The following is a 20,251-nucleotide window of genomic DNA, read 5'->3' as shown; positions in this document are numbered from 1 at the left end:
AACTTCCAGCGCCGACCACTTAGACCGGCGGCGGCGCGCTCATGATCTGCAGCGCGCCGCCGCCGGCCTGCCCATCGGGACGATCTTTCGAGGTTTGTGAGATCAAAAACGTTAATTGGATCATACAAAGCTCGAAAAATCATCTTCGAGCGGACGAGCGGTCAGTCGATGGACTCCGCGGTGACCCGACCGGACTTCACCGCATCGACGAGCGCGGCATGGTCACGCTCGTTCTGGTCGGCGTACGCCTCGGCGAAGGCTGCCAGCGCCCGGTCGAAGACGTCGCTGCGGCCGAGGTAGGAGGCGATGGCGATCCGGTCCCCCGAGCGGGCGTGGGCGCGGGCCAGCGTCGCCCCGCACAGTTCCGCGAACGACCGCATGCCGTCCGGCGGCATCTCGTCGACCGGCACGATGCCCTTCCAGTCATACAGTTGACGGACGTAGAAGTACCGTGTCTGGCCGTCGAGCCCGGTCCCCTGGTGCCAACCGAGGTAGATGTCGCTGGCCGCCTGCATGAGCCGTTGGCCGGAGACCACGCGTTCCCCCTGGTTGACGTACTCACTCGCCGGCAGGTAATCGGCGAGCACTGACGTTTCGGCTTCTTTCACCTGGAGGAACAGCGGGTCCTGGTCGTCCCGGCCGAGCATGAGGACAATCCAGCAACGGGTACCGACGCTGCCGACCCCGACGACCTTCCGGGCGACGTCAACCAGCCGGTACTGGTCGAGCAGGACGCGGCGGTCCGCCTGTAGTGATTCCCGGTACTCGTCGATCACCCGGTTGAGCTGCTCGGCGAGGACATCGCCCTGCACGCCGGGGAGCAACTCCATGATCGGAACGAGCAGCGGCGGGTCCGAGGCGATCCGGCGCTCGCCGTCGACGAGTACGGTGAGCTTGTTGAACGCCCGCAGGCTGTCCCGGGTACGCGCGCTGCTCACCGTACGCTCGACCCGCCGGCGCCGGGACCTGGTGAGCCGGTCCCGAAATTCGGACTCGAGCTGTTCGACATCGACCCTGGCGTACCAGACCGCGAGGTTGGTCATCTCGGCGAACCGACGCATCCACTCCCGGTAGAAACGCACCATGGTCGTGACCACCGACCGCCTTTCGGCAGCGGTGAAACCATTGTGCCGGCCCGCGATGACGAAACTCGCCGCCAGCCGTTTGACGTCCCACTCCCATGGGCCCGGCAGGGTTTCGTCAAAATCGTTGATATCGAACGTCAGGCGCCGCTCGGGTGAGGCGAGCAGACGGAAATTCACCAGATGGGCGTCACCGCACAGCTGGGCGGTGATCCCGGTCCGTGGTGTCCTGGACAGGTCACCAGCCATGATCGCCGCTGCACCCCGGAAGAACCGGAACGGCGACTCCATCATCCGCCCGTACCGGATCGGCACCAGTTCGGGCACCCGGCTGGCCGACTGCTCCTCGATCACCTCCACCGGGTCGGGTCGCCGTGACGACGGGGAGAACTCGCCATGGCTGGAGCGCGGAGCCGTGGCCCGCGCCGCCTTTCCACGCTCGGCCCGCTCATACGGGGTCGCAACACGCCGGCCGAGACGCGGCGTGCGCTGACCGTTCGCGGATCTGACCGGTGCTGTCGTCGTACTCATCGCAGTCCTCCCACGGGATGTCGGTCGCGGACGGAACGTGCCCCCGTGCCCGCATGAGCAACCCATCGCGGCGCTGGATGTGCACCGCTGGACGTGGACCTGCTTCGCCGACCCTCGGCAGCGATCATGACTGCTGCCGGAGGAGGGACACCGCCTCCGCCAGATCGGCTGGATCGGGACTGGTGAACGTCATCCACCGACCGTCCGCGGGATGAGCGAAGGACAGCTGCGCGGCATGCAGCCATTGGCGAGTCAGCCCGAGCCTGCCGGCGAGAACCGGGTCGGCACCATAGGCGAGATCACCGACGCAGGGATGCCGCAACGCCGACATGTGCACCCGGATCTGGTGGGTCCGGCCGGTCTCCAGCCGCACCGACAGCAGGGACGCGGCCCGGAACGCCTCTTCGGTGTCATAGTGGGTAACGCTTTGCTTACCATCCGCAACTACAGCGAACAAGCCTGATTTGCGCGGATGGCGGTCGATCGGTGCGTCGACCGTTCCCCTGGATGGATCCGGATGCCCCTGCACCAGAGCACGGTAGATCTTTTCGACCTCACGCTCGCGGAAAGCACGCTTCAACACAGTGTAGGCGTGCTCACTCTTCGCAACAACCATGATTCCCGTTGTGCCGACATCAAGGCGGTGGACCACGCCCTGGCGTTCGGAGGCACCGCTGGTCGCGATGCGGTAGCCGGCCGCAGCGAGTCCGCCGATCACGGTCGGTCCGCTGAAGCCGGGAGCGGGGTGGGCGGCCACGCCCACCGGTTTGCCCACGACCACGATGTCACCATCATCGTGGATCACCTCCAGGCCGGGCACCGGGGTCGCCTCCACCTGGGCCGGCGGCGGCGGTGCCGGCAGCTCGATGTCGAGCCACGCGCCGCCGGTCACCCGATCGGACCGGCCCCGCACCATGCCGTCGACACTGGCGTAGCCGTCATCCACGAGCGCTGCGGCGGCCGTTCGGGACAACCCGAACATCCGGGCGATCGCGGCGTCCAGGCGCAGGCCGTCCAGCCCGTCGGGAACCGGCAGCGTGCGTCTGTCCCCTCCGCTCACTGCTGATCCCCCTGCTGATCCCACTACTGGTCACCCACTACTGGTCATTCACTGCTGGTCATTCACTGCTGGTCACCGTCACCGGTCATGCTCACCGGGCACCTTCGCCGGTGTCCGTCGTACGCTGCCCATCCAGGCCGATACCGCGTGCCCCCAGGATGACCGCGAGGATGCCGCCGATCACGATCGCCGAGTCCGCGACGTTGAAAACCGGCCAGTGATGCAGGTGGATCCAGTCGACGACATGCCCGCGCAACGGAGCGGGCGCGCGAAAGATCCGGTCGGTGAGGTTACCGAGCGCACCACCGAGCAGCAGCCCGAGGACGACCGCCCACGGTGTGGACTTCAAGGTCCGAGCAGTCCGCGCGATCACCACGACAACCGCGACGGCCACCAGACTGAACAACACAGTCGCGCCGTTGGCGAGGCTGAACGCGGCACCGGGATTGCGAGTGAGCCGGAGGTCGAGCACGCCCGGAACCAGATCGATCGGGGCCCGGTCAGACAGGTGCGCCACCACAAGAATCTTCGTGATCGCGTCGACGGTGACGATCGCGAAACCGGCACCGAGCAGCGTGGCCACCGCCTTACGCGACCGAACAGCAGCTAGTGGCGCCCCGGGCCGCCCACCCGCCGCATCGGTAGTCCCATCCCCGTCCGTGGACGACGTCTCCTGCACCCGGCCCACTCTACGGCCACGGCAGACCGTGACCGTCCGTCACGGCCATACCTGATCCACGCCTGATCCGCACCTACCTCACCGATCCGCCGAAATCCGGCCCAGTATGCTGTCCGCAGCCGAATGCCTACGCGGGTGACATGTACGGGCTACGGCCGGTGTCATCAACTCAGCGTAACGGTTTTAACGGAGCGCGCCTGTGAGCATGTTCTTCCTCAGCTACGCCCATACTGACGGCGTGGGGGGCTGGGTGCGCGACTTCTACCTCGATCTCTGTGACGAGCTCACCCGGAAAACGACCCTGGACCCCAGCGTCATCGGCTTTCAGGACGTGGACATGCGATCCGGTACTCGCTGGGCGGACACGCTCGCCGACGAACTCGCCCACTGCCAGGCATTCGTGCCACTGTACTCGCCACGCTACTTCAGCAGCGAGTTCTGCGGCCGGGAGTGGCAGGCGTTCTCCGACCGGCTGGACGCGGCGAAGGCCGTAAACGGCAAGGCCCCACCGCTGATCTTCCCCCTTCTCTGGGAACCACCGATTCTCTGGGAACCACCGAGCGTCCTGCGGTTACCCGAGGTCGCGGGTGCAGTCCAATACCGCGAGTTCACCGAGTACGGCATCGAGTACAAGAAACTCGGCCTCATGAAGATCGTGAAGAACAAGAAAGACCCTTCCCTGGCGCTCGGCTACGACCAGATACTGAGCGCAATCGTCCTGGAGATAAAAAAGAACACAGACGAGTACACGCTGGCCCCGGCAGCCCCGCCACCAGAACTGGAGACAACGAGGAACGCCTTCGCGAAGATGCCGGCCTCACCGAGCGCACCGGGTGGTACAGCGAATCCCGACAACGCGACCGGACCTCACCATGTACATTTCATCGTCGCAGCGGGCACCGCCACCGAAATGGCCCGGAAATCCGACCCCGCCTCCTACTACGGAACCCGTCCAACGGACTGGTCACCCTTCATTCCGCACGACGCCGAACCGCTCGTCCGCACCGCCGCCGCCGTTGCAATCGATCAGAAGATGACGCCCTACCCGGAAAAACTGGATGGCCGGCTCGTTGAACGTCTTGATGATGCGGATCGGGACAATGAACTGGTGGTTTTGCTGGTCGACCCGCGCGCCACGGCTCTACCGGAAAACGCGGGAGCCCTCCACACCTATGACAGCCGTTTCGACCCCAACAGTGCGATCATGATTACCTGGAACGTCACCGACACGCAGGCGGCCGTCGGCGTCCCCGAACCGGAGACGGTCTTTCCCAAGAAGACCAAAAGACCGGACCAGAGCTTCCACGCCAGGATACACAGTCCGGAGGAGTTTCGCCGCATTCTGGTAGAGGTCCTCGTCTACCTGCAGAAGCTGCTGTTGGGCGAGACCGATTCGAGCCGCACGGCGCCGACCGATCAATACGTCCCACGACCACAGCTCAACGGCTCTATGGTGGGCTCATGACCGCCGATCGCCAGCCAGGTGTGATCGTTACATTCTACTCGTACAAGGGTGGGTCCGGCCGGACGATGGCGCTGGCGAACATCGCCTGGATCCTTGCGAGCAACGGCTGCAGAGTACTCGTCGTCGACTGGGATCTTGAGGCCCCCGGCCTGCACAGATACTTCCATCCGTTCCTCGTCGACCCCGAGCTGGCTGGCTCTACGGGTGTGATGGACATGGTGTGGGACTATGCGTTGGCCACTCTTGACACGCACGGCGACCAGACCGCCGGCTGGCACGAGCCCTACGCCGATGTGCTCAACCACACCGTTTCGCTGCGATGGGACTTCGAACGCGGCGGTGTCCTCTCACTCCTGCCGGCGGGACGCCAGGACGACGCGTACGGCGCCAAGGTCAATTCCTTCGACTGGGCCGACTTCTACGACAAGCGCGGCGGCGGCGCATTTGTCGAGGCAATGAAGAAAAGCATGGCCGCCCAGTTCGACTATGTCCTCATCGACAGTCGGACCGGTCTCAGCGACACCGCCGGCATCTGCACGGTCCAGCTACCCGATATTCTTGTCGCCTGCTTTACGTTCAGCACGCAGAGTATCACCGGAACAGCGGCTGTGGCGGCGTCCGTACGGCGGCAGCGCGGTGAGCGAGATATCACCGTCTGGCCGGTCCCGATGCGCGTCGAGGACAGTGAAAGAGCGAAGCTGGAGGCAAGCCGGGATCTGGCACGAATCCACCTCGATTACCTCTTGAAGAGCCTTGACGGAAACGCGCGTGACCACTACTGGGGAGAAGTTGAGGTCCCATATACGCCTTTCTACGCGTATGAGGAGTGGCTCGCCACGATCGGCGACCGCCCCAACAGCAGGGGCACAATTCTTGCGGCCAGCGAGCGGCTCGTCGGTTACCTTACCAAGCAAAAAATCACACGGCAGGTCCCGCTGGATGAAACCGAGCGTCGTAAGCTCCTCCTGCAGTTCGAACGTAAGATTCGGACGATACCGGAGGAGTTCACGGCAGACTTTTTCATAAGCTATGCGGAAAAGGACAGAGACTGGGCGGAATGGGTGGCCTTTCAGCTCGAGGACGCGGGCTATCGAGTTCTTATCCAAACCTGGGATCTCATTCCCGGAAGCAACTGGATGATAGCCCTCGACCACGCTTTCCGCTCGTCACGTCGCATCTTGGCCATCGTTTCCCGGGCATACCTCGCATCCCCATACGGGCAAGCTGAATCGCAGGCCATCCTACGCTCCGATCCAAGCGGGGCCACACGTCGGATCATCCCGGTCCGGGTGGAGGACATACCCCTTCCGGGCCTGCTGAGCACGATTGTCGGATTAGACCTGTGGGGACTTGATGAAGCCACCGCCCGAGAAAAGCTGCTGGCCAACATCGGCGCAACGGACACAGGGCGGGCGAAGCCCGCTGTACCTCCTTCCTTCCCCTCTCCCAGCCGGAGAAAGTCGGGCTCCGAACCCTCCGGACGAGGCCGTCAGATGCCGGCGCCCTTCCCCAGTGGACCGCGGGAGGAGTAGCGGCGGTCGGGTCACGACAGGCATGACCCACCGGACCGGCCACCCCCGTCCCGGGCGGGCCACTCACCTGGAAGCAGCGGGTACTAAGTGCGACCGGCAATAGGGGAACTCAGTAACTGGACTCCCACATCACCACTGACCTGCGGCGATACCATTCTTCTAGTCCAGTAGCAGATTTTTCCATTAGTACGGTGTTCATTCAGGGGCTGGCATGAGGTGGATTGATGCAGTCCACTGAATATAGAAAACGGCTTTCATCCGAGCGGTTCGAGGATCCGACCGATCAGGGCCTCCAGGGCCGCGTCGTCACCTACCAGGCTCCGGGCCGAGGCGCGGTTGTTCTCGTCCCGGCTCACCTGGTCCCAGCGCAGGCGCCACCCGGCCGCGGCTGCGAGTTGACGGAAGAAGGCACGCTGTGCACGGCCGTTGCCCTCTCGGAAAGGGTGCAACGCATTCACCTCGCCGAGATATCTCGCAACGCACTCGACCATCCGGCCGTGTGATAAGCCGACAAGATATGCGTCCGCGACCAGTCTGGCGAAGACGTCGTCCGCGGCGTCCGCGACGAACCGCCAGTGCGCAAAGAGAATGGGCCGTCCGATGTCGACCACGCGAATCTCGCCGGCCCACGGATAGACGTCGCTGAACAGGACGCGGTGGAACTGCCGAAGATGGTCGAAATCGTAAAGCCCCGGCAATATTGCACAACGCAGCTCCACATCGCGTATGGCGACGATTTCCGCTTCGACCACGGCGAGTTCGTCCGCGTCCCGGATATCGAGAAGATTACGCAGGCAGGGAGAACCTGGCCAACAGTACGGGTCAGCGTCGTCCACGGCGCGACGCAATCAACGCCGCCACCGCATCATCGGCCGACCGCCGGCCGTTGGCCACCTCGACTAGTTCAGCCAGCACATCCCCGGGGAGTTCCACACCCTCCAGCCGGGTGCTGGCCACGACGTCGACCACCGCGTCCGCCACGGTCATGTGATGGCGCCCGTAGTACTCCCGCATCAACTCGGGGCAAATCGATCGGCTGGAACGCGCCGACTCGTCCAACCCGGCGCGGGTCTGACGCCAGGGGAGGTCGGCGTGCGTCAGCTCGGACAGTTCACGAGCAGCGAAACCGCCGTACCGCTCAACCACCCAGGAAACCGTCTCCGCGGCCTGACCAATAACCCGACCTGCGCTGCCGGACGGCCAGGAACTCACCAGATACTGCCGACGATGCTGATCGTACAGATGACGCACGACCGGGCCCTGCCGCCACGCCTCGATACCATCCGGGAAAAGTGGGTGCCCGTAGCGGACCAGATGCCATGCCTGAGCGTAGTACACCAGCTTCTGGAGCTTCATCGGCGACATCGGCCCGGCGCGGTTCAGAAAATCGGCGGCAATGTCATCGACCCCGACATCACCGATTCCCTCAACACTGACGAGATGCGTGACAGCCAACGCACACCTCCGTTGCATCCAGCCGGTGTTTTGTCGGACAGGAATCTTGTCACATGATACCTGGTCCAGGACGACTGCGACAGATCCGTCGCAGTCACGTCCACCACGGACGGCAGAACCGCCGGCCTTAGAGCGCCCACCGAAGCAGAGTTCCAACGAGCCCGTGGCCGTGCCCCGATGGCCTGGCCGCCGCGGCCAAGCGGCGGGTTACCCACGTCGGCGGACAGAACGGAACATAATCGTCACTACGATCGGGACGACGTGGTCGGGGACGATGGCTGGGGACGGACGATGGCTGGGGACGATGGTGGGGGACGAGTGAGCAGCAAGTGAGCAGCGTGGCGAACGCCTTCGGTGCCCTGTGGGGCATCGTGCAGGCAACGGCGGACCAGTGGTGGCGGCTGGCGTCCGGGCGGACGCTGCAGTGGATCGGGGTGGTCCTGGGCGTCTGCGTGGCGCTCAGCGTCGCCGGGCATGTGGACCGCTGGATCGAGCGCGGACGGTTCCACATCACGCTGCGACTCAACGGCTACCGCAGTCACGGCGAGTATGTGGGCGGTCCCGAGTGGCGGGCCAGGCGGCGGCGGTGGCTCGCCGAAACCGGCAAGCGTCCCTGCCACATCTGCGGGAAGCCGTGGCGGGACGGACCATCCGGCGTCGGCTACCACGCACACCACGTCGACTACTTCCGGGCCGGCTCGGGTCACGAGTCCAACCGTGATCTGGTCCCCATCTGCCACCACTGCCACACCCGCGTCCACAAGGTCGACCGTTACCGGGGACCGCTGGGAACCCGCGCGCTGGGGGTGTCACTGCGTCGCTGTACCGGTCTGGTCCGCGCCGTCTACTGGCCGGTACGACTGCTGCGCGGCGGCTCCGCGAGCACCTACGTGCCCGCGCCCCGCCGACCGACGCGCCGGCCGTCACGGCGACCGGTCCGCCAGCCACGGCGTCAGGCGGTCCCCCACCCGCAGGCACCAGGCTCGGGCGACGCCCACCACGACACAGACCACCACGACACAGGCCGTCACGCAGACCACCACAGCGAGGAACACACCGATCATCACCATCGGCCGACGAGTGCCGACAGGTGACGGCGGGACCCGCGCCGTCCACTACGCTGGTTGCAGCGGACGGCGACGACGGGACGAGTAGCGGCGGGCGCAGCCAGGGACAACCGGTGACGGGCGTCCAGCGAACCGGGGACGGTGGAAGCCCGGCGGCCAGCGCGTCGTGAAGATCACCCCCGAGCTGCCGGAAGAACAGGGCACCCCCGCCCCCAGTAGATCCGGTACCGCGCGCGACGAGTGGTCGCCCAGGCCGCCGCACACCGGCGTCCCGGGAGGCAAGGAGGGTGGTACCGCGGTACCACCGCGCCCCGGCGAGATGCCGGGTACCGCGGGGTGTCGTCCCTCCGTTGGAGCCTGATCCCCGACGGAGACATGCCATGCCTGCCCACGAAACGCCCCGCCGCGAAACGCCCGGCCACACGACACCGGACCACAGGGCGCCAAGCGACGCGACGCCCGCCTTCCCGCCGCTGCCGACCCAGGTCGACCTGCCCGCCCTCGAACGCGAGGTCCTCGAGCGCTGGACGGACCTGAAGGTCTTCCAGCGCTCGCTGGACGCGACCGCGGACGGGCCACAATGGATCTTCTATGAAGGTCCGCCGACCGCCAACGGCAAGCCCGGCACCCACCATGTCGAAGCCCGGGTCTTCAAGGACCTGTTCCCCCGGTACCGCACGATGCGGGGCTTCCACGTCCCGCGCCGCGCCGGCTGGGACTGCCACGGCCTACCCGTGGAGCTCGCCGTGGAAAAGGAACTGGGTTTCACCAGTAAGAGTGACATCGAGGCATTCGGTATCGCCGCGTTCAACGCCCGCTGCCGCGAGTCGGTGCTGCGCCATGTCGCGGACTTCTCCCGGATGACCGAGCGCATGGGCTACTGGTGTGATCTGGACAACGCCTACCGCACCATGGACACCCCCTACATCGAGAGCGTCTGGTGGTCCCTGAAGAAGATCTTTGACAAGGGGCTGCTTGTCGAGGACCATCGCGTCACCCCCTACTGCCCGCGGGACGAGACACCCCTGTCCGACCACGAGGTCTCCCAGGGCTACGCCGACGTGGTCGACCCCTCGGTCTACGTCCGTTTCCCGGTGACCTCCGGCCCGCTCGGCGAGGCAGGTGTCAGCCTGCTCGTCTGGACGACGACCCCGTGGACGCTGGTGTCCAACACCGCGGTTGCCGTACATCCCGACGTCACCTATGTGGTCGCCCGGACCGCGGCCGGCGGACGTGCCGACGAGCTGGTGCTGGTGGCCGAGCCGCTGCTCGGTTCGGCGGTGGGGCCGGACGCCGAGGTCGTCCAGACCGTGCGGGGAGCCGACATCGCCGGCATGACCTATGCCCGGCCGTTCGAGCTGCTGCCGCTGGCAGATTTCGGTGCCACGGCCGCGCATTCGGTGGTGCTCGCCGACTACGTCACCACCACCGACGGTACCGGCCTGGTCCACCAGGCCCCGGCCTTCGGCGCGGAGGACCTCGCGGTCGCCCGCAAGTACGGCCTGCCCGTGGTCAACCCGGTGGGTCGTGACGGCCGGTTCGTCGCCGGCACGCCGCTGGTCGGCGGGGTGTTCTTCAAGGACGCGGACGCGGCCCTCGTCGACGACCTGCGTGCGCGCGGAGTGCTGTGGCGGGCGCAGGACTACACCCACAGCTACCCACACTGCTGGCGCTGCCACACACCGTTGATCTACTACCCGCTGCCGTCCTGGTACATCCGGACGACCGCGATCGCCGACCGGCTGCTGGCCGAGAACGAACGCACCGACTGGCACCCGGAAAGGATCAAGAATGGGCGGTTCGGCGAGTGGCTGCGCGGCAATGTCGACTGGGCGCTGTCGCGCAACCGCTACTGGGGCACGCCACTGCCGATCTGGCGCTGCACGGCCGACCCGGCCCACCTGACCTGCGTCGGATCGCTGCTGGAGCTGTCGTCCCTGACCGGGCGTGACCTGTCCGCACTCGACCCGCACCGGCCGTTCGTCGACGACGTGACGATCGCCTGCCCGACCTGTGCGGCCATTGCCAGACGCGTTCCGGAAGTGATCGACGTCTGGTACGACAGCGGAGCGATGCCGTTCGCCCAGTGGGGCGCGCCACACCGCAACGGCGAACAGTTCGAGGGCCAGTACCCGGCGCAGTACATCTGCGAGGCCATCGACCAGACCCGCGGCTGGTTCTACACGCTGATGGCCGTCGGGACGCTGGTGTTCGACCGCTCCGCCTATGAGACCGTGCTGTGCCTGGGCCTGCTCCTCGACGCCGAGGGCCGCAAGATGAGCAAGCACATCGGTAATGTGCTGGACCCGTTCGAGCTGTTCGACCGGCACGGCGCGGACGCGGTGCGCTGGCTGATGCTCGCGACCGGGTCGCCCTGGTCGGACCGCCGGGTCGGCCACGAGGCCCTTGAGGACATCGTCCGCAAGGTACTGCTGACCTACTGGAACACCGCATCGTTCTTCGTGCTCTATGCCAATGCCGGCGGCTGGGCACCGGGGCGCGTTGCCGCGTCCGACCCGCGCACGCGGCCCGTGCTCGACCGCTGGGCGTACTCGGAGCTGCATGCGACCATCGCGGAGGTGACCGAAGCCTTGGACGCCTTCGACTCGCTGCGGGCCGGCCGACGCCTGGCCCGGTTCATCGACGACCTGTCCAACTGGTATGTGCGGCGCTCCCGGCGGCGCTTCTGGGACGCCGATCCGGACGCCATGGAGACCCTCTACGCCTGCCTGGACGGCGTGACCCGGCTGATGGCCCCGTTCACCCCGTTCCTGACCGATGCGCTGTGGTCGAAGCTGGTGGTCGGCGTCCAACCGCAGGCCCCTGACTCGGTCCACCTGGCCGGCTGGCCGCAGGCGTCGGGTGATCTCGTGGACGCGCGGCTGGCGGCCCAGATGGACCTCGTCCGCCGGCTGGTCGAGCTCGGGCGGGCGGCCAGAGCCAGCAGCGGTGTGCGCACGCGCCAGCCGCTGGCTCGCGCGGTCGTGGCGGCGCCCGAGTTCGCCGGGCTCCCCGCGGACCTGCGCGCTCAGATCGCCGACGAACTCAACGTCACCACCGTCGAGGGCGCCACCGCCGACGTGGTCGACGTGACCGTCAAGCCGAACTTCCGGGCGCTGGGCCGCCGGTTCGGCAAGCGGACCCCACTGGTCGCGGCTGCGATCGCCACGGCCGGCCCACCCGTAGACGGCCGTCTCACCGTCGAGGTGGACGGTGAGCGGCTCGACCTCGCCGGCGATGATCTGATCATCACCGAGACGCCGCGCGAGGGATGGGCGGTGACCGCGGAGTCGGGTCTCTCCGTCGCCCTCGACCTGGAGATCACTCCCGCGCTGCAACGCGCCGGTATCGCCCGAGACGTGGTGCGGGTCCTCCAGGATGCCCGCAAGACCTCCGGCCTGGACGTCACCGACCGCGTCGATGTCCGGTGGTCGGCGGACAGGCCGGAAACGGAGCAGGCGCTGCGGGAACACGGCTCCGTCGTGGCAGCCGAGGTCCTCGCCGTGACCTTTACGCAGCACGCCGGGGCTCCAGACGCCCAGGCTCCAGACGCCCGGGATGCCGACACCGCAGGCTCAGCTCCGGCCGGTGGGGACGGGCACACCGCGCCGGATCTCGGCTTGACCTTCTGGCTGAGCCCGGCGGACCAGGCCGGCTGACCGTCGGCGCCGGGGAAACCTCATGCTCCCGCCGGTCAGGCGTTGCTAGAAGTGTCCTCAGGTGTCGCTAGAAGTCCTGGAGTCCGCTCGGGTCCCGACGGGCCGGTTCCACCATGTCGGGGCCGCGGACGCCACCGTTGTCGCTTCCCCGCGCCATCGCTCCCGCGCCCAGCGGCGGCCCGGGTGGGAAGGCCGACGTGGCAACCGGACCAGGCGCCTGGTGGGAGCCGGCTGCGATCCCGGCCGGAGCCGGCGGCGGGGGCGGTGCGCCGGTGCCGGGGTTGAGCGGTGGCCGCGGGTTGCCGCCCGGACCGACGGCCGGCTGTGTCGGCATTCCGTCGAGGTCGCGTAGCTGCATCTCCAGATAGGCGCGCAGCCGCGTGCGGTACTCGCGTTCGAATGCGCGCAGCTGCTCGACCTGGCCCTCCAACCTGCGCTTGTCGTCCTCAAGGCCACCGAGCTGCTCGGCGACGTGCGCACGGGCCTCTCCGATGATGCGGTCGGCGTCTGCACGGGCTTCCCGCCGTGCCCGGTCGGATTCGTTGCGAGCCTCCCGCAGTGCCTCGTCCGCCGTACGCTGCGCCAGGACGAGTGTGCGGGCCACCCGCTGTTCGATCTCGGCATCGAGCTGGGAGTTGCCGGTACGGGTCGCGGCCTGGGATGCCGCCGGCACCGCCGGCATCACCGCTGTCGCCGCAGCCGGCGCTGCGGTGGGACGTTCGCGGGCTGCCTGTGCGGCCGCAACCGCCTGTGCGGCCTGCGCCTGTGCCTGGGCTACCTGGCGCCGCGCCTCTTCCAGCTGCCGGCGCAGCTGCTGGTTCTCCTCGAGCATCTGGGCGGGAACACCCGGGCCGCCGCCGCCCGCGCGACGTGCCTCGTCGAGTTGTCGACGCAGGTCGGTGTTCTCGTCCAGAAGTCTGGTGAGCTCGCTCTCGACATCATCGAGGAAGGAGTCGACCTCGTCCTCGTTGTAACCGGTGCGAAACCGGGTCGGGCTGAAGACCTTGTTCTGCACGTCCTGCGGTGTCAGAGCCACGTCGCCTCCTCATGATGCGGCATCGCCGCTCCCCCGGAGAGGGCGGTCCAGCGGCAGTCTGCCGCGCGCGTTCGCCGTGTCCGCGACTTCGTCACAGGCCATCCGCGAGTCTCCGCAAGACCATGATCACAATTAAGATCAATAAAAATCCGAGGTCGAACGCGACGCTACCCACCCGCAGGAGAGGAATGAACCGCCGGACGAACCTCAACGGAGGGTCGGTGACCGTGTACACAGACTCAAAGACTAGTACCAGGACTCCGGCGGGTCTGAAGGTGTGGCTCAGCGAGAGCACAAGATCTATCACCGCACGCGCAATCAGCAGCAGCAGATAGACAAGCAGAAGCGCAGAGATCACGTCACCAAGTGCGCTGATGGCGGACTCTCCTGTGCCTGCGGGGACCGCGGTCCGGTGACAGTTGACATATGATCAAGACTGTATGATCAAGACTGATTGTAGAAGCCACCCTCGCGGATGCGCCGCTTATCGGTCTCGGTGACCTCGACGTTGTGCGGCGAGAGCAGGAACACCTTGTTGGTGACCTTCTCGATCGACCCCCGCAGGCCGAAGACCAGGCCCGCTGCGAAGTCGACCAGCCGTTTGGCATCGACGTCATCCATCTCGGTCAAATTCATGATAACCGGAGTCCCGTCGCGGAACTCCTCCCCGATCTGCCGTGCCTCGTTGTAGCTGCGCGGTTGCAAAGTGGTGATGCGGTAGGGCGACGGCTCCTCGACCGCGGGTGGTCGGCGCATCGGGACCGGACCTGTCGGCCGGAGCTGTTCGACCGGGGGACGACGCGGCATCGCAGGCGGCTCCTCACGTGCATCAATACGACGGACCGACCGCTCCGCGGGCATGGGCTCACGGGCGTCACGTCGGTCGTCGCGCCGATCGTCACGCCGATCGTCGTGACCGACGTCGTGACCGCCATCGTCGTACTCGTCTTCGAGGTAGTCTTCGTCCTCCTCGGCCAGACCGAGGTAGACCATCGCCCTGCGCGCGACACCCATGGGCGCGACTCTAAGGGACACCACGCCGTTGACCGAACAAAGCCGTCCCGATGCGAAGGTGTGTCGCGCCTTCGGCCACTGCCACCGCAAGGTCCCCAGACATGCCAGCGCTGATCACCGACGCGTCGGGGTGCTCCCGCCGAAGCATGTCCGAAACCTCACGTAACCCGGCGAAGGCCGGGCGAGCTGGCACATCACGGGGCGCAACCCCCATCACCCCGGCGAGGACGAGGCCCGGACTGCCCGCCACGAGGTCGCCAAGGGCGGGTATGTCGGCCGGCGATGCACCGCCTCGACCGACGTCGCCGCCGTGGCTGTCCAGCGACACCTGCAGGCAGACGACGATCTCACGACCGTGCGCGACCGCCGCGGTGGACAGCGCCGTCACCAACGGCGCCCGGTCGACCGATTGAACCCAATGCGCCCATCTGGTCACCGACCGCGCCTTGTTGCGCTGAAGTCGGCCGACGAAATGCCAACAGAGCGGAGACGACGGCTGGGACGACACCAGGGGCACCGGCAGCGATGACGATCGGGACGACGGGGGGTGCCCGCCGGCTCTACCCGGCCCCCCGGCCCGATCCCCCCGGACGATGTCACCCGAACCCGACCGCGACGCGGCCGAAACCTCACTGTCAAAAAAGTGCTTCGTCACATCCGCCACCTTCAGGCGGGCCTCCTGTTCGCGATTTTCCGCGAAATCGGTGACCCCCAGCCCGCACAACACCACGACATCCGCCGCCGGCCAGGTCTTGCTCACCGCGACAAGGGTGAGCTCACCGGGGGCACGGCCCGCCGCGGCCGCCGCGGCGGCGATCCGGTCATGGACCTCGGCGAGGTTGAGCCGCAGATCCTCGTGACGACCGACGGCGCCCGGCGATGGAAGCCCGCCGGCAGCGCTCACGGCCAGCTCCGCCCACGGGCCGGCGGTGATGCCACCATTGATGCCGACACCGGGCCAGGCCCGCCAGAACCGCTCACAGCGCCGTGCCGGGCGCTCCCAGAGCGACCGGCACGAGGGACGCGGCGTCGCGGAGCCGGAGCACGCACCTCGCCGCATCGCTCCCCATCCATCGCTGCGCGATGCACGGGGTACCCCGGCTCCGTCGGTCGACACCCAACACCTCCGGTGCCTCCCTCCGCCGCCTCGCGATCCACGCACCCCAACCCCGCTCCTTCATCCACACCCCTATTGCCGGGCGCTCTTACTTGAGAAAGTCGGGAACATCGAGCTCGTCGTCATCCTCGGCGATCGGCCGCACCGGCCGCCGCGGCGCTGGATAGCTCGGCCGATGGCCCTCCCGCGGCTCCCGATAGGGCGGGTAGCCCTGATCAACACCGGACTCGACGCCGTCGCGTCGAGACGACGAACCGTCGTGGCCGTAATCCCGGTCGTCGGACACGTCCGCCACATGCCCGGGAGCCGACGTCCGCGGCTGACCCGGTTGGGACGGGGCGAACGTCGGCGGGGGGTTGTAGGTGGGCGGCGAGGAATAGGTCGGCTGCGGGTTCGGCGAGGACGCGGGCTGCGGTGTGTGCGCCGGTTGCGGTGCCGCGGCAACCGGTCGGGGTTGCGGCGTCGACGGGGCGAAAATCGGCGGCGACCCGACCGTCGTCGGCGAGGTGGACGGCGTCGTCGGGGACGAGGGGGAGCTCGTGCCCGGCGTGATGGCAGGCGCTCCGGACGCTCCGGCGGTACCCGCACCAGCGACCCCGGGTGCGGCCGGCTGGCCGTTACCGGGCCGGCGGGTGCTCGCCAGACCGCGAGTCCGACGGTCCTGGACGGTGTCGAAGCCCGCGGCGATGACCGTGACCCGGACCTCGTCGCCGAGGGCATCGTCGATCACCGCACCGAAGATGATGTTCGCTTCGGGATGGGCGGCGTCCGCGACCAACTCGGCCGCGGCGTTGATCTCGAACAGACCGAGATCGGAACCACCCGAGATGTTCAGCAGCACGCCCTGGGCGCCGTCCATGCTGGCCTCGAGGAGAGGCGAGGCGATGGCCTGTTCGGCCGCGACGATGGCGCGATCATCCCCACGAGCGCGTCCGATACCCATCAAGGCGCTGCCCGCATGCGACATGACGGTCTTGACATCGGCGAAGTCGAGGTTGATCAGACCGGGAGTGGTGATGAGGTCGGTGATGCCCTGAACACCGGAGAGCAGGACCTGGTCTGCGCTGCGGAACGCGTCCAACACGCTGATGTCACGATCCGTCATCGCCAGCAACCGGTCGTTCGGAATGACGATGAGCGTGTCGACTTCGTTGCGCAGGGCGTCGATTCCCGCGTCCGCCTGGGTCGCCCGCCGGCGCCCCTCGAACGTGAACGGACGGGTGACGACACCGATGGTCAACGCACCGAGCGACCGGGCGACGTTGGCCACCACCGGCGCACCGCCGGTGCCGGTGCCACCGCCTTCCCCAGCGGTCACGAACACCATGTCGGCGCCCTTGAGGACCTCTTCGATCTCCTCGCGATGATCTTCGGCGGCCTGGCGACCGACCTCTGGGTCGGCACCCGCCCCGAGTCCTCGGGTGAGCTCCCGGCCGACGTCGAGTTTGACGTCTGCGTCGCTCATCAGCAGGGCTTGGGCGTCGGTATTGATAGCGATGAACTCGACGCCCTTGAGCCCGACTTCGATCATGCGGTTGACGGCGTTGACGCCGCCACCGCCGATCCCGACGACCTTGATCACCGCCAGGTAGTTCTGAGGAGCTGCCATGCGGTGTCGGTCCTCCAGCGGCATCGGTGGGCGGACGGGGGACATGCCCCAGCCGCCCGGTGCAGCGGGGAAGGCGGCGCCGAGTGGTTGGAGCAGGGAACGGCTGACGAGCTTCAACCTTCACCGTCAGCTAGACGGTTAATGTTATGTCAACTTCGAACCGTGGACCGGACAGTAGGGACGCACAACGCGGCGGTCAAGGACGCGCCCGGCGCGTCACGCTGAACCTTCGCGTCCATCGGGTCACATCATCGCGCACCCAGGTGACCACTGCAGCTCCATCCCCCGATCCGGGTATGATGACCAGCCGACCGCCACCCGGTGGCGCGAGACACACTCGAAAGGTGGCTCCCACCTCGAGCAAGTAGATGTGCAAAATACCATGATCGTATCATCTCCGGGCAACCTGGACCCATTTTTGATCGTGGCCGGAACCACGAGATCGGCGGCTCCGGACACGACCGGCCGCAACGCGATACACGCGGTGACCGAATATGTACGACCGAAAACAGTACATCCCGTCAGAACAGACCGTACACATCGCCTTACACAAGACGGTTCGCGGCGCCAAACTGGAACGATTCTCCGCGTCGACCCGGAGTGGTTCCCCGCTTCGTACCACCGGACGGGATCGCGTTTTCGCGGCAATACGACACCGCCCGTAACGCCGAAGTCAGCCCCTAGGGCGTGTCTAATGGATCTTCAATCATCGTCCGCATCGACCAACATCCACCAGACACGCCCTAGTGCCAGGACACGGACAACGAATTTGAATTTCGCGACCCACCGGAAACGAGCCGCGACCACCGGCGACCACCGGGGACGACATGCGGGAATGGGCGAGAACCCGTGCCGGCCGGACCCCCCGCGGCCCCGGCCCCCGCGACGCCGCGTCCCCTATTGCCGAGCGCTCTAAGGTGACCACAAAACGCACCAGCCCGATTACCGGACCGGAAACAACCTGGGCCGCCGCAGCCCATTTGTACACCAACAGCGACGTCCGGTAATTCCCCGCAACGAACTCGCCGGTCGACCGGGGCCACACGATCATGGCTCTTTTCACACCGGGGTCCGAATCGCATCGCGAGGCGGAACGACCCGACCGAGCCGGGCGGCCCCGATGCGGACCCTGGTTACCCGCACGTTCCCCACAGATGTTTTGATATCCCGGCAGGGGCGTGAGCCACCGGCCTTCATCCGAGGTGCCCAACGAGCCGAAGGTAGCGCAATCCTGATCTTTTCAGGGTCACCGGCAGCCTGCATTGGCGACACGGACCAAAAGCGAACGACCACCGGCCTTCGCGCCAATGAAGGCCCCGGGGAATCGAAGGGGGTACGAGGTGCCCGCCGCCAACACGGCCGCCGGCCCTGCCGGCCGACCGCTCGCGATGGACGAGGCCGGCACGGAGCCCGGTCCGCGGATGCGGCTGGTTGCCAGCGGTGACGCAGTCACTCAACCCGCGGAAACCCAGGCCCCGCAAGAGCCCGATGCGCGCCCGAACCCGACATCTGCGGGCACGGTGACATTGCTGTTCACCGACATCGAGGGCTCGACCCGGCTCGTCCGCCGGTTTGGTGATCTTTATGGTGAGATCCTGGCCGACTGCCAACGTCTGCAGCGTCACGCATTCGACATGGCCGGCGGGCGGGAGATCGACACTCAGGGTGACTCGTTCTTCATCGCATTCCGCACGTCCAAGGACGCGGTGGTCGCGGCTGTGGCTGCTCAACGCGCCCTGGCGGCCCACACCTGGCCGGCCGGCGGCCGGATCCGCGTCCGGATGGGCATCCACACCACCGAACCAACCCCATGGACCGGCCGTTTCGTCGGGCTCGGCGTGCATCGCGCCGCCCGGCTGTGTTCCGCGGGACATGGTGGTCAGGTTCTGCTGTCGGAGACCACGCACTCGCTCATCGAGGACGGTCTGGCCACGGGCTTCGACGTCCGCTATCTCGGTGAGCACTGGCTGAAGGACTTCGATCGGGCCGAGCGGATCTGGCAGCTGGTGATACCCGGCCTCCCCGAGACGTTCGCCCCGTTGCGAACCCCCGACTCCTCGCTGCTGACCGCTCCGGACAGCGAACCGACTGACGCCGACGGGGTCGACCAGCCGGACGCCGTGCACCTGGGCTGGCTGGACAACGCGGCGGACGCGACCTTCGTCGGCCGGACGCACCAGCTTCGCGTGCTCCGGGATGCCTGGGACCGGGCTCGATCGGGGGTCCGGGTACTCGCGCTGATCAGCGGGGAGCCCGGCATCGGCAAAACCACTCTGGCTGCGCAGGTGGCGCGGACGGCACGCGACGACGGTGGGCTCGTGCTCTACGGCCGCTGGGACGAAGAGGTTCTCGCTCCCTACCAGGGGTACCGGGTGGCGTTGGGTGAGTACGCACGCACCTGCCCGAAGTCCGTGCTGCGCGCCGAACTCGGCGAGCACGCCGACGAGATCTCCCGGCTGTTCCCCGAGGTCACCGAGCGCGTCGGCGTTGTCGGCGCCCCCCTGGCGGGCAAAGCCGAGGCCGAGCGCTTTCGCCTGTTCGAGGCCCTCGACGGTTGGCTGCGCGCGATCGCCTCCCGACGTCCCGTGCTCGTCATCCTTGATGACCTGCAGTGGGCCGACCGCTCTTCGTTACTCCTGCTGGCGCACCTGATGCGGCTGCCGCGGGCGACACCGCTGCTGGTGGTGGCCACCTACCGCGATACGGGCCACGGAGAGCTGGCGTCCTTCCTGCCGGCACTGACTCGCGACACCGAGTGCCGGCGGGTGCGGTTGGGCGGGCTCGACCCCGAAGAGACCGTGGCGCTGGTCGGGCGGGTCTACGGTCGGGATCTCGCCGAGCCAGGTCGCCGGCTGGCCCTCGAGTTACAGGCGGACACCGCGGGCAACCCGTTCTTCCTGACCGAGATGGTGCGGCACATGGTCGACCTCGGGACGTTGACGTCA

The 20,251-nt window shown here is 67.2% G+C and carries 15 protein-coding genes; 5 read left to right on the top strand and 10 right to left on the bottom strand.

Annotation, left to right across the window (positions count from 1 at the left end):
• Positions 1 to 161: 161 nt before the first annotated feature.
• From U9978_RS17695 to lspA, 3 genes are all read right to left on the bottom strand, one after another.
• A complete protein-coding gene (locus tag U9978_RS17695; protein WP_322762251.1) occupies positions 162 to 1,613 on the bottom strand; it encodes a DUF2252 domain-containing protein in 1,452 nt (483 codons plus the stop codon).
• A gap of 124 nt (positions 1,614 to 1,737) precedes the next feature.
• Positions 1,738 to 2,673, bottom strand: coding sequence for an RluA family pseudouridine synthase (locus tag U9978_RS17690; protein WP_322762250.1), 936 nt, complete (start codon positions 2,671 to 2,673; stop codon positions 1,738 to 1,740).
• A gap of 91 nt (positions 2,674 to 2,764) precedes the next feature.
• Positions 2,765 to 3,352, bottom strand: coding sequence for a signal peptidase II (lspA, locus tag U9978_RS17685; RefSeq protein WP_322762249.1), 588 nt, complete (start codon positions 3,350 to 3,352; stop codon positions 2,765 to 2,767).
• Between the two features lie 205 nt (positions 3,353 to 3,557).
• Here lspA and U9978_RS17680 point away from each other — a divergent pair, with 205 nt between their 5' ends.
• The gene (locus U9978_RS17680; RefSeq protein WP_322762266.1) at positions 3,558 to 4,817 is read left to right on the top strand and encodes a TIR-like protein FxsC; all 1,260 of its coding nucleotides are present in this window, start codon (positions 3,558 to 3,560) and stop codon (positions 4,815 to 4,817) included.
• On the top strand, positions 4,814 to 6,349 hold the full coding sequence (locus U9978_RS17675) for a KGGVGR-motif variant AAA ATPase (protein ID WP_322762248.1): 1,536 nt from the start codon (positions 4,814 to 4,816) through the stop codon (positions 6,347 to 6,349). Before U9978_RS17680 ends, U9978_RS17675 begins: the two co-directional genes overlap by 4 nt.
• A gap of 254 nt (positions 6,350 to 6,603) precedes the next feature.
• On the opposite strand, the gene U9978_RS17670 is transcribed toward U9978_RS17675, so the two are convergent.
• Together U9978_RS17670 and U9978_RS17665 are read right to left on the bottom strand one after the other, a co-directional pair.
• Complete coding sequence (locus U9978_RS17670; protein ID WP_322762247.1) at positions 6,604 to 7,185, bottom strand: Fic/DOC family protein; 582 nt, start codon at positions 7,183 to 7,185, stop codon at positions 6,604 to 6,606.
• On the bottom strand, positions 7,172 to 7,804 hold the full coding sequence (locus tag U9978_RS17665) for a Panacea domain-containing protein (RefSeq protein ID WP_322762246.1): 633 nt from the start codon (positions 7,802 to 7,804) through the stop codon (positions 7,172 to 7,174). Before U9978_RS17665 ends, U9978_RS17670 begins: the two co-directional genes overlap by 14 nt.
• Positions 7,805 to 8,133: 329 nt before the next feature.
• Between U9978_RS17665 and U9978_RS17660 the strand changes: the two genes are divergently transcribed.
• Positions 8,134 to 8,898, top strand: coding sequence for an HNH endonuclease (locus tag U9978_RS17660; RefSeq protein ID WP_322762245.1), 765 nt, complete (start codon positions 8,134 to 8,136; stop codon positions 8,896 to 8,898).
• A 353-nt stretch (positions 8,899 to 9,251) separates the two neighbouring features.
• Positions 9,252 to 12,530 carry an isoleucine--tRNA ligase gene (ileS, locus tag U9978_RS17655; protein WP_322762244.1) on the top strand — a complete coding sequence of 1,093 codons (3,279 nt, stop codon included), beginning with the start codon at positions 9,252 to 9,254 and terminating at the stop codon, positions 12,528 to 12,530.
• 67 nt (positions 12,531 to 12,597) lie between these two features.
• On the opposite strand, the gene U9978_RS17650 is transcribed toward ileS, so the two are convergent.
• The 5 genes from U9978_RS17650 to ftsZ form a co-directional block, all read right to left on the bottom strand.
• Positions 12,598 to 13,566 carry a DivIVA domain-containing protein gene (locus U9978_RS17650; protein WP_322762243.1) on the bottom strand — a complete coding sequence of 323 codons (969 nt, stop codon included), beginning with the start codon at positions 13,564 to 13,566 and terminating at the stop codon, positions 12,598 to 12,600.
• A 91-nt stretch (positions 13,567 to 13,657) separates the two neighbouring features.
• A complete protein-coding gene (locus U9978_RS17645; protein WP_322762242.1) occupies positions 13,658 to 13,924 on the bottom strand; it encodes a YggT family protein in 267 nt (88 codons plus the stop codon).
• Positions 13,925 to 14,010: 86 nt separating this feature from the next.
• The gene (locus U9978_RS17640; protein ID WP_322762265.1) at positions 14,011 to 14,580 is read right to left on the bottom strand and encodes a cell division protein SepF; all 570 of its coding nucleotides are present in this window, start codon (positions 14,578 to 14,580) and stop codon (positions 14,011 to 14,013) included.
• Between the two features lie 10 nt (positions 14,581 to 14,590).
• A complete protein-coding gene (locus U9978_RS17635; protein WP_322762241.1) occupies positions 14,591 to 15,640 on the bottom strand; it encodes a YggS family pyridoxal phosphate enzyme in 1,050 nt (349 codons plus the stop codon).
• A 145-nt stretch (positions 15,641 to 15,785) separates the two neighbouring features.
• Positions 15,786 to 17,306, bottom strand: coding sequence for a cell division protein FtsZ (gene ftsZ, locus U9978_RS17630; protein ID WP_322762240.1), 1,521 nt, complete (start codon positions 17,304 to 17,306; stop codon positions 15,786 to 15,788).
• 1,340 nt (positions 17,307 to 18,646) lie between these two features.
• Between ftsZ and U9978_RS17625 the strand changes: the two genes are divergently transcribed.
• Positions 18,647 to 20,251: ATP-binding protein (locus U9978_RS17625; RefSeq protein WP_322762239.1), on the top strand; the 1,605-nt coding region annotated here is incomplete at its 3' end.

Source organism: Protofrankia sp. Cr2 (genome assembly GCF_963555885.1).
Taxonomy (GTDB): domain Bacteria; phylum Actinomycetota; class Actinomycetes; order Frankiales; family Frankiaceae; genus Protofrankia.
This window is presented reverse-complemented; position numbering and strand designations above follow the sequence as displayed.

Bases quoted from the DNA above. Each gene is read 5' to 3' on its own strand.
- U9978_RS17695 (WP_322762251.1), bottom strand. From the start codon at position 1,613: ATGAGTACGACGACAGCACCGGTCAGATCCGCGAACGGTCAGCGCACG.
- U9978_RS17680 (WP_322762266.1), top strand. From the start codon at position 3,558: ATGTTCTTCCTCAGCTACGCCCATACTGACGGCGTGGGGGGCTGGGTG.
- U9978_RS17675 (WP_322762248.1), top strand. From the start codon at position 4,814: ATGACCGCCGATCGCCAGCCAGGTGTGATCGTTACATTCTACTCGTAC.
- ileS (WP_322762244.1), top strand. From the start codon at position 9,252: ATGCCTGCCCACGAAACGCCCCGCCGCGAAACGCCCGGCCACACGACA.
- U9978_RS17640 (WP_322762265.1), bottom strand. From the start codon at position 14,580: ATGGGTGTCGCGCGCAGGGCGATGGTCTACCTCGGTCTGGCCGAGGAG.
- U9978_RS17635 (WP_322762241.1), bottom strand. From the start codon at position 15,640: ATGCGGCGAGGTGCGTGCTCCGGCTCCGCGACGCCGCGTCCCTCGTGC.
- ftsZ (WP_322762240.1), bottom strand. From the start codon at position 17,306: ATGGCAGCTCCTCAGAACTACCTGGCGGTGATCAAGGTCGTCGGGATC.